The sequence below is a fragment of the Mesorhizobium sp. M7A.F.Ca.US.002.01.1.1 genome, assembly GCF_004022955.1.
In the GTDB taxonomy this organism is placed as follows: domain Bacteria; phylum Pseudomonadota; class Alphaproteobacteria; order Rhizobiales; family Rhizobiaceae; genus Mesorhizobium; species Mesorhizobium ciceri.
Map to the genome: position 1 here is coordinate 1 of NZ_RZQE01000198.1, position 10,273 is coordinate 10,273.

Below are 10,273 nucleotides of genomic sequence, written 5' to 3' on the forward strand. Positions count from 1 at the left end.
GATCGACACCGTGTTGATCAGCGCGTTGAGGAAGAAGCGCGAATGCAGCACGCGGATGACTTCGGCGACATTGGCGACGCCGCTGTCGTCGAGGAAGGCCTGCCGGGCGATCAGCGCCAGCGGATAAAAGAACAGCAGCGCCAGCAGGGCCGCCGGTGGCACTATCCAGAGCTTGCCGGGTTCCCTCCGAAACGCCGGCGCGCGAAGTGTGACGGCCTCAGACACCGGCGTCTTCCGGGAGAAGCGAGGTGTCGGCGGGCGCGAAGAACAGCGGCACCTTGGCGCCGGGTTCGGGCAAGGCGATCGGCAGCCTGGTCGCCGAGACACGCACCGGCGTGCCGTCGACGTCGAGCACGAGATGGGTCAGTTCGCCCTGCCAGTGCACTTCCTGGAGCGTGCCCACGATGCGGTTGGTATGGTCGCTGTCGGCGGTCAGGCTGAGATGCTGCGGCCTGATACAGAGCAGGCTCTTGTCGCCGGCCTTCTCGTTGCGGCCGGCGCCGGTCAGCAGCGCGTCACCATGCCTTGCCGTGGCAAATCCCTTCGACCCGACGGCCTCGGCAACCGTTACCGGAAGAAGATTGGCGCGGCCGAGGAACTCGGCCGTAAAACGGTTTGGCGGGCGGCGGTAGAGTTCGGTCGTCGGTCCATGCGAACAGACCCTGCCGTCGCGCATGATGGCGATTTTGTCGGCAAGCGTCAGCGCCTCGGTCTGGTCGTGGGTGACATAGAGGATCGTCAGGCCGGGCAGGCTGCGGTGCAGCCGCGCAATCTCCTCGACCATGTTGCGGCGGATCTGGGCGTCGAGCGCCGAGAGCGGCTCGTCGAGCAGGAGCACGCGCGGCCGCACGGCCAAGGCACGCGCAATCGCCACGCGCTGCTGCTGTCCGCCCGAAAGCTCGCGCGGATAGCGCCGGGCATAGGCCGACATGCCGACAGTGCCGAGCGCATCCTTGATCCGCTCGCCGATCAGCGCCTTGTCGGCGCCCTGTGCTCTGAGGCCGAAGGCAACGTTGTCCTCGACCCGCATATGCGGAAACAGCGCGTAGTTCTGCACCACCATGCCGAGGCCGCGCTCATAGGGCGGCAGATCGGTCACATCGGTGGCGCCGATGCGGATCCGCCCGCTGGCGGGCCGCACGAAGCCGGCCACGGCGCGCAGGGCCGTGGTCTTGCCGGAGCCGGATGGGCCGATCATCGCCAGGATCTCGCCAGGTGCGATATCCAGGGTCAGCGGATGCAGGACGACATGCGCGCCATAGGCAACGCTGACCTTGTCGAAATGGACATTGGAGCCGGCGCCGCGAACCTTCGCGGCGTCGATGTCCATGACACTGGTACCAGTAAAGGCTGCGGCCGACATGGCGTGGTCCTCCGGGTTTCCCTTGCGGATCAACTTCCGGTCGCTTCGTTCCAGCGCTTGACATAATCGGGCAGCTTGCTCAGCGCGTCGTCCCAGTTCGGCGACCAGATGGTCACGCCTTTCATCGCCTCCTGCGCCTTGGCGAAGTTGGCGTCATCCGGCTTGACGTCCTTGCGAGCCGGCATGCCGAGCGCAACGGAACTGATGCTCGACTGGGCTTCCTTGGAGAGCAGGAAGTCGATCAGTTTCTTGCCGTTGTCTGCGTTGGGTGCGCCGGTGACCAGGCCGATTTCATAGGGCAGCGCGAAGGTGGAGCGCACACCGTCAGGTCCAGCCGGCCAGAACACCTTGATATTGGGATTGTCGGCCATCTGCGACATGTTCATCTGCAGATCGCCATTGGCGACATGCAGCTCACCCTTGTTGACCAGCGCGGTCAGCTTGCCGGTCGAAGCGGAGGGGCCGACATTGTTGTCCTGCAGCTTCTTCATGAACTCGAAGCCGGCATCCTCGCTGCCGAAGGCGTGGATGATCTGCAGCATGACGGCGGTGCCGTCACCGGCCTGGCCGGGGGTAGAATACTGGATCTTGCCCTTGAACTTCGGGTCGAGCAGGTCGTTGTAGGCCTTTGGCGCTTCCGGCAGGACGGCACTGTTGTAGATGAAGTTCATATAGTTGTTGACCAGCGGCCGGTACTTGTCTGTGCCGCCATCGATCTGGTCGGCGGCTTCCGGCTTGTAGTCCTGCAGCAGGCCGTCAGCCGCGGCCCGCTGCACGAAGGGCGGCAAGGTCACCAGCACGTCGGCCTGCGGATTCGACTTTTCCTTGGCGACACGCTCGACGACGCCGCCGGAACCTGCCTCGATATACTGCACGGTGATGCCGGTGGCCTTGGTGAAGGCGGCGAATTCGGTCTCGAACCAGCTGCCATTGCCGTCATGCAGGCCGTCGGCGGAATAGATGGTGACGACGCCGTCGGCGAGTGCCGGTCCGACAAGAGCCGACGACGCCAACAGCGACGCGGCTAAGGCCATAGCTATGGTTGCCTTTTGCAATTTCATGCTCAGTTCCCCTTTGATTGATGGCACATTCTGCGATGCACTGTGACGATCTCGCCTGTAGGCCGGAGCCTTATGCGGCACCGTTCGATCTCGTCGTTGTGCCGACTTTGGGGACTGAGGATCGATAAGTAAAATCTATTTATTTTATGAGAGGCAAACTTTACCTGATAGTTGTCATGGAACTGTCGCAACGCTGGCCTGGCTTCGATTCCGGCCTCGCGGAAGGCCCGCGATTGGCTGCAGAGATGGTGATGGTCAGCCGAATGAAACCCCAGATGTCTGCGCCCGCAGCCGCGGGTCGAACGAACGAACGGTAACCGGCCGGCCTTCGAGAATTTCGAAGCAGCGCGCGAGCGTGTCGTCTTCGAGCCGGCGCATGGCCCCCTGCGTGAAGAAGGTGAGATGCGGAAACAGGATGACGTTGTCGCGGCCGAACAGCGCGCTCATCGGATGGCCCGATTTGGCCAGCGGCTCGACCGAATAGACGTCGAGCCCGGCGCCGCCGATGCGCCCCGAGATGATCGCCTCGACAAGGGCGGCCTCGTCGATCAGCGCGCCGCGCGAGACGTTGACGATGATAGCGGAAGGCTTCAGGCAAGCGAGCTCGGCTTCACCAATCAAGCCGCGCGTCCTGTCGTTCAGCACGCAGTGGAGGGAAACGAAATCGCAGGCGCGCAGCATGACGTGGAGGTCTTCTACCTTCTCGATGCCGGCGGTGCGCATGGTTGCGACATCGACACCGGGATCGAAGCCGAGAACGCGCGCGTGAAATCCTTGGCCTGCCATGCGCGCCATGCTGCGGCCGATCTTGCCGCAGCCGACGAGCCCAAGCGTGGCGCCGGACATGTCGCGCCCCAGCCAGCGTTGCTCGGGCCAGATCCAACCATCACGTGACACCGCCGCGGTGATGGAGGGCAGCCGCTTGGCCAGCGCGATCATCAGCGCGAAGGCGCCTTCGGCGACGGTTTCCTCAGCATAATCCGGCACGTTGACAACGGGAATGCCACGCCGCATCGCGGCGGGGATGTCGATGGCATCGACGCCGACGCCATATTTGACAATGCCGTTCAATCTGGGAGCCGCCTCGATCACCCGTGCGGTGATCGGCGTGTAGCACATCAGCAAAAGATCGGCGTCCGCAACGGCCTGCATGAGATCAGCTTCGGGGATGCCGTCCGGCAGCGTCACCAGTTCGACCCCCCTCGCCCGCAAGCCGGCGTCGATGCCGGGACATTCGAGTTCGCGGTCGGTGCGCACGGCCTTCATGGTCAGGCCGCCAGCACCGTGCGCTCGACGGTGTCGAGCGCGCCGTCGAGGTCGGTTTTCGAAATGACCAGCGGCGGCGACAGCGTCAACACGTTGCCTTGGCTGATCTTGAAGCTCAGCCCCTGTTCAAGGCAAGCATAGAAGACGCGCTCGGCGAGATCGCGTGCCGGCTGGCGCGTATCGCGATCCTCGACGAGCTCGACGCCGACCATCAGTCCCCTGCCCCTGACGTCGCCGACATGGGGCGACCGCGCCATCAGGTGCTGCATGCGCCCTAGCATGTGCCGACCGAGTTCGGCCGCGCGCTCGACCAGCCCTTCCTCCAGGATGATGTCGATCGTCGTCAATGCGGCGCGGGTCGTCACCGGGTTCTTCTCGTGGGTGTAGTGGCCGATCGCGAAGCCACCGGTGACGTCGAGATCGCGGCGCGCGATGATGGCGGCAATCGGCAGGACGCCGCCGCCGAGCGACTTGCCGATGACGACGATGTCAGGCGTCACATCATCATGCTCGTGCGCGAAGAATTTGCCGGTCTTGCCAAGGCCGGTCGGGATCTCGTCGAAGATCAAGAGCGTGCCGTGCCGGTCGCAGGCCTCGCGCACCCGCTTCCAGAAGCCCGGCGGCGGCGGGTTTGGCGTCGCCCGCATCGGTTCGGCGACGACCGCCGCCACGTCCTGCTCGCGGCCAAGGACGTAGGCAATCATGTTGGCGCAGGCGAGGCCCGATGCTTCCAGGGAATCGTGGCCATAGGGGCAGCGATAGCCGTCCCAAGGCGCGACGTGCTCGGTGCCGGTCATCATCGGGCCTGATATGTGCGAGCGGAAGGTCGCCTCGCCACCAACGCTTGCTGCGCCGAAGCCGGCGCCATGGAACGCATCCCAGAACGACACCGTCTTGAAGCGGCCGGTCGCGGCGCGGGCGATCTTCAGCGCGACCTCGATGGCGTCCGAGCCGCCGGTGGTGAACAGCACCTTGCCGAGATTGCCGGGCGCTAATGCCGCCAGCTTCTCGGCCAGTTCGACGGCGGGCTCACAGGTGAAGCGGCGCGGCGCAAAGCAGAGCTCATCGAGCTGCTTCTTGATGGCGGCCACAAGCCTCGGGTGGCCATAGCCGAGGTGATGGACGCTGTTGCCGTGGAAATCCATGAAGCGGCGACCGGCGGTGTCCTCGATCCAGATGCCTTGCGCCTTGGCGATCGTCGACAAACAGGGGCTGGACAGGCTCTGGTGCATGAAGGCGGCCGCGTCGCGATCGAGCAGGCCGCGGATCCGCGGATCGCCCTGCCCGGCATCCCAGCGACCGCGAGCCGCTGTGGTGTTGGAATCGCCTTCGGTGTGCACAAGTTCAGATATCGCGGCCATCATGGTCTCCGAAATGCGAATGAGGGAGCGGCGAACGCTCCCTCGATTGTTCTATCCGTCAATGCCGTCCGGTCAGGACCAGGGCAGCGAAAATGTCTTCACATTGGTGTAGCTCTTCATCGCTTCGATGACGCCTTCCTTGTAGCCGTTGCCCGAATCCTTGATGCCGCCGAAGGGCGACATCTCGATGCGATAGCCCGGCACTTCCCAGATGTTGACGGTGCCGACCTGCAGCCCGGCGATGTATTTCTGCATGCGGGGAAACGAGTTGGTGCAGACGCCCGACGACAGGCCGAAGGCGGTCGAGTTGGAGAGCGCAATCAACGCCTCGTCATCGTCCGGCGCACGCACGATCGGGATGATCGGCCCGAAGGTTTCTTCCATGACCAGCTCGGATGTATGCGGCACGCGATCGACGACGATTGGCGGCAGCAACGCGCCCTGGCGGCCCGGATTGTAGAGAATGTCGGCGCCTTGCTCGGCAGCCATGTGGACGCGGGCTTCGAACAGCGCCGCCGCCTTCTCGTGCACAACCGTACCAAGGTCGGTCGCGCGGTCCATCGGATCGCCGAAGCGGATCTTCTTCGCCCGCTCCAGCACCAGCGGCACGAAACGGTCGGCGACACTTTCCTGGACGAGGATGCGCTTGACCGCGGTACAGCGCTGGCCGGAGTTTTTCGTCGCTCCGGCCACTGCCAAGTCCGCCGCCTTTGCCAGATCCTCGTCCGATAGATCGTTGAGAATGATTAGCGGGTCGTTGCCGCCGAGCTCCAGCACCTGGCGCTTGTAGCCGGCGGTGCGGGCGATCATCTTGCCGACCGGCACGCCGCCGGTGAAGGTGATCAGGTCGATGTTGTCGTTGGTGATCATCTCGTTGCCGATATCGGCCGGCCAACCGGTCACCACCGACAGCATTTCCGGCGGCAGGCCGGCTTCATAGAGAATGTCGGCCAGGAGAAGTGCGGTCATCGGCGTCAGTTCGGTCGGCTTGACCACCACGCAATTGTTGGTGGCGATCGCCGGCGCCACCTTGTGCGAGACCATGTTGAGCGGATGATTGAACGGCGTGATCGCCGAGATCGCCTTCAACGGCTCGCGAGTGGTGAAGATCTTGCGCGCCTTCCCGTGCGGGGTGAGGTCGCAGGAGAAGATCTGCCCGTCATCCTGGATGCACATCTGCGCCGACAGCGTGAACACGTCATAGGCACGGCCGACCTCATAGAGCGAGTCCGTCTTGGAGATGCCGAGCTCGAGCGTGATGAGATCGGAGATTTCATCACGGCGCGAGGCCAATGCCTCGGCGGTGCGGAACAGTATCTGCTGACGCTCGTAGCGGGTCAGCCTCGATTTGTAGCCGGCGGCGATCTCGAATGCCTGGCGGGCGTGATCGGCGCGGCCGGCCGGAACGGTGCCGATGACGGTGTCGTTCCAGGGGTAGCGCACCTCGACGACGCCGTCGGCATCGACTCGTCTGCCGGCGATGCGCATCGGCTCGTGGCGAACTTTGATGGCGGGGTCGAGCTTGGTCATGGGTTCTGCTCCAGCAGATTCTTGTTGCGCGGAGGATTCGACCCCCACTCCGGCCCTTCGGGCCACCTCTCCCCGATCGACGGGGGAGAGGAAATCAGGCGAGGTCAGTGCCTCAACGTTTTCAGGCTAAGCCGCGGCTAACCCTGGCGCCTTTCCTCTCCCCCGTCGATCGGGGGAGAGGTGCCGAGCGTAGCGAGGCGGAGTGGGGGTCGACATTGGCTCAGCCCGCCAGCGCCGCCGCCATCATCGCGTAATAGAAGGCATCGAAATTGCGCAGCGTCGGCTCGTTCGGCAATTCCGGCAGCACACGATTGACGATGAACGGCACCTCCTGCTCGGTCAGCCCGCCATGCGACCGTAGCGGTTCGTTCAGAGCCGCCAGGTCATGGCGATGTTCCGAGGTGCCGATCGTCTTGTTCTCGGTCGAGATCAGCACGATGTCGCCGATGCGGTCAGCCGGAAGCTCGAAGCGCTCGCAGGCGGTCGGGCTGTCGACGACCAGCATGATGCCGTCGATCTTGGCCAGCCTGGCCATGATATCGGCCTGGTTGGCGCCATCAGGCAGATAGGCGGTGGCGAAGGAACCCAGCGCGCCATGATGCACGACATAGGGGTCGGTGATCGGCAGGATGACGCGGGCGGCGTCCTTGCCCAGCCAGTCGTCGAGAATATCCTGGACATAGACCACGTCGGGCGAGCCGTCGGCCTTGTGCTTCGGTTTCATGCCATGGTCGGCGGTGACGACGATGGCAGCACCCAGCGCATCGAGCTCGGTCAGGTATTTGTCGAACATCTCGTAGAAGGCGTTGGCCTGCGGCACGCCGGGCGCATATTTGTGCTGCACATAGTCGGTGGTCGTCAGGTACATGATGTCGGGGCGGAATTCCTTCAGCAGCTGGACGCCGGCGGCGAAGACGAATTCCGACAATTCTGCCGAATAGACCTCCGGCACCGGCAGCCCAAAGTGCTTCGAGGCATTGTCGATGCCGTGCTCGGCTTTGCTGGTGGTGTCGGATTTTTCAGCCGAGAAGCACAGCGCGCGGCCTTCATCGAAGGCGAGGCCCTTGCCAAGCAAGGCACGCAGCTTGTCCTTGGCGGTGACCACGGCGACCTTGGCGCCGGCATCGTAGAAGGCCTGGAAGATGGTCGGCGCGCGCAGGAAGCGCGGGTCGTTCATCATCACTTCCTTGCCGGTCTCGCGCTCATAGAGATAATTACCGCAAATGCCATGCACCGACGGCGGTCGGCCGGTGGCGATCGACAGATTGTTGGGGTTGGTGAAGCTCGGGATGACCGAATGCGCAAAGCGCACCGTGCCCTTCTCTTTGATCCTGACCAGAGCCGGCATCAGCCCGGCCTCTATCGCCTCGTCGAGATAGGCCGGCTCGCAGCCGTCAAGGCAGATGGCGATCGCCGGCACGCGCGGCCAGGCATAGGTGCGGCCGTTGACCGCGACGTTGATGGGAGACATCTGGTTCATCTGATATCCTCGAAGTCGGCCGCTTCAGGCGGCGAGTTTGGCGCGTTCGGCAAGTGCCGCGGCGGGTGGGGCGGCGGTGTCGACGCCCATTTCATGAAGCGAGAACGCCGCCGCCTCGACGACGCGGCGCATGACATGTTCGTCCATCTGGCCGATGCAGCCGACGCGGAACGAATCCACGGCGGTCAGCTTGCCCGGATAGATGATGAAGCCCTTGTCCTTCATCAGGTCGTAGAAACGGTCGAACGCGAAACTGGCATGAGCCGGGTTGAAGAAGGTGACGATGATCGGCGACAGCCAGCGATCCCGGAGCAGTGTCTCGAAACCGAGGTCGCGCATGCCGGCCACCATAACGTCGCGGTTCCTCGTATAGCGGGCGCCACGGCCGGCGACGCCGCCTTCGGCCTCATGCTGGCGCAGTGCTTCGAGGAAGGCGGCCACGACATGCGTCGGCGGCGTGTAGCGCCACTGGCCGGTCTTGTTCAGGTGCGCCCACTGGGCGTGGACATCGAGCGACAGCGAATGGCTCCTGCCTTTGGCGGCCTCCAGTTCGCTCTTGCGCGCGATGATGAAGCCAAAACCCGGAACGCCTTCGATGCACTTGTTGGCGGACGAGACCATCGCCTCATAGCGGATTTCGTTGATGTCGAGCGCCACGGCGCCGAACGCACTCATGGAATCGACCAGCAGCTTGCGACCCTTGGCATGGACGGCTTCGGCAATTTCAGCGACCGGGTTGAGGATGCCGGAACTGGTCTCGCAATGGATGGCGATGACATGGGTGATATCAGGGTCGGCCGCGAGGGCCGCTGCCACCTCGTCGCCGCGCGGGGGCAGATAGTCGCCCTTGTCGATCAGCGTATAGGCGCGGCCGAGATACTGCATGGTCTGCGCGGCGCGCAGGCCGTAGGCGCCGTTGGCCAGCACAAGAACCTTGCCGTCCCTGGGCACGAACGACCCCAGCATCGCTTCGACGCAGAAAGAACCGCTGCCTTGCATCGGCACGCAGTCGAACTCATCGTTCCTGTCCCCGGTCAGCGCCAGCAGGCGGCGACGCATATCCGATGTCATGGCGCGGAAGTCGCCGTCCCACGATCCCCAGTCGCGCAACATCGCCTGCTTGACCGAATAGGCCGTGGTGAGCGGCCCCGGGGTCAGAAGATACGGCTCGCCCAGCGCCGGGCTGGCCAGCGGCTCCGCGGCAAATTTCGTCTCGGCGAGCATGTTGTCCTCCGCTCGATCTGCGTTCGATGTGGCCTTATTCTTGGCCTGAATGATCTATTTGTAAAATCGTTATTTTGTATCGATGTATCGATTTTAGTAATGACATGCCGGGCGGGAATCCGTCCTCAGGCCAGTGCAGGAGCCCTCACTTCCGCAGCCCCTCTCGCCAGCCGGCTTTCCAGCAGATCACCGCTCTGCGTCAGCAAGGGATAAGCGATCGAGGCCATCAGCGAGTTGATCTCCTTCAGCGCCCGCACGGCCTCCAGGTGGATGTCGCTGGTGTCGATGCTCTGCGGCATTCCCGATTGCAGGCGCTTGAGGTGACGGTCGTGGCTCGTGCGTTCCAGTCTGCGCATCCGCTCCTTCTCGACGACGAGTTGCCGCGCCGAATCGAGATCGCTCGACACCAGCACATTGAGTGCAAGCTGCATGTTGGCCATGACACGGTTGTGAAGCCCGGCCAGTTCGCTCCAGCCGTCGCGTGAGAAGCGCAGGTTCTTGTCACGCAGCTCCTGGGTGAGCACGAGCAGGTTCTTGGCGACGATGTCGCCGGCGCGTTCGAGATTGATGGCGAAGTCTGTGAGCTCGATGCCGCGCTGCGCTTCGGCTACGCTCATGCTGCCGCGGTTGACTTCGGCAATGTAGAGCTTGATTTCGGTATGGGCGCGGTTGACCTCCTCATCGAGTTTTTGGGCCTGGCGTATCTGGTCGCCGGTGCCGGCGTCGAAGAAATCCATCACTGGGCGCAGCATCACCTCGACGACTTCGCCCATGCGCAGCAGCTCGCGGGTGGCACTGGCTAGCGCAAGACCGGGTGTGCGCATGACGGTGCGGTCGAGCGCGCTGGTGCGGCGCGACATCAGGTCTCCACCCTCTTCGGCCTTTGCCACCGGCCTGTCTGCGATCAACAAGGCGACCAGCCGCTCCATCATGCCGGTGAACGGCAAGCAGCAGATGACCAGCACCAGATTGAAGGCAAGGTGCAGGT

Annotated in this window: 8 protein-coding genes and 1 pseudogene; all 9 read right to left on the minus strand. The window is 63.8% G+C overall.

Going from position 1 to position 10,273, the window contains the following annotated elements:
• Positions 1 to 225: pseudogene (locus EN932_RS19360) on the minus strand (2-aminoethylphosphonate ABC transporter permease); the annotation flags it as partial.
• Complete coding sequence (locus EN932_RS19365) at positions 218 to 1,363, minus strand: ATP-binding cassette domain-containing protein (protein WP_024502486.1); 1,146 nt, start codon at positions 1,361 to 1,363, stop codon at positions 218 to 220. The gene EN932_RS19365 and the pseudogene EN932_RS19360, both read right to left, overlap by 8 nt.
• Positions 1,364 to 1,392: 29 nt before the next feature.
• On the minus strand, positions 1,393 to 2,424 hold the full coding sequence (locus EN932_RS19370; protein WP_127368841.1) for a 2-aminoethylphosphonate ABC transporter substrate-binding protein: 1,032 nt from the start codon (positions 2,422 to 2,424) through the stop codon (positions 1,393 to 1,395).
• 255 nt (positions 2,425 to 2,679) lie between these two features.
• Complete coding sequence (locus tag EN932_RS19375) at positions 2,680 to 3,690, minus strand: C-terminal binding protein (RefSeq protein WP_013533036.1); 1,011 nt, start codon at positions 3,688 to 3,690, stop codon at positions 2,680 to 2,682.
• Between the two features lie 2 nt (positions 3,691 to 3,692).
• Positions 3,693 to 5,051, minus strand: a complete 1,359-nt coding sequence (locus tag EN932_RS19380; RefSeq protein ID WP_128368983.1) for an aspartate aminotransferase family protein — start codon at positions 5,049 to 5,051, stop codon at positions 3,693 to 3,695.
• Between the two features lie 72 nt (positions 5,052 to 5,123).
• The gene (phnY, locus tag EN932_RS19385; protein ID WP_127369727.1) at positions 5,124 to 6,581 is read right to left on the minus strand and encodes a phosphonoacetaldehyde dehydrogenase; all 1,458 of its coding nucleotides are present in this window, start codon (positions 6,579 to 6,581) and stop codon (positions 5,124 to 5,126) included.
• A 220-nt stretch (positions 6,582 to 6,801) separates the two neighbouring features.
• The gene (gene phnA / locus EN932_RS19390) at positions 6,802 to 8,061 is read right to left on the minus strand and encodes a phosphonoacetate hydrolase (protein ID WP_127385017.1); all 1,260 of its coding nucleotides are present in this window, start codon (positions 8,059 to 8,061) and stop codon (positions 6,802 to 6,804) included.
• A 24-nt stretch (positions 8,062 to 8,085) separates the two neighbouring features.
• Entirely contained in the window at positions 8,086 to 9,285 is a 1,200-nt protein-coding gene (locus EN932_RS19395; RefSeq protein WP_127369032.1) for a 2-aminoethylphosphonate--pyruvate transaminase, read from the minus strand.
• A gap of 125 nt (positions 9,286 to 9,410) precedes the next feature.
• A partial coding sequence (locus tag EN932_RS19400; RefSeq protein WP_164890540.1) for a PhoU domain-containing protein occupies positions 9,411 to 10,273 on the minus strand: 863 nt, incomplete at its 5' end.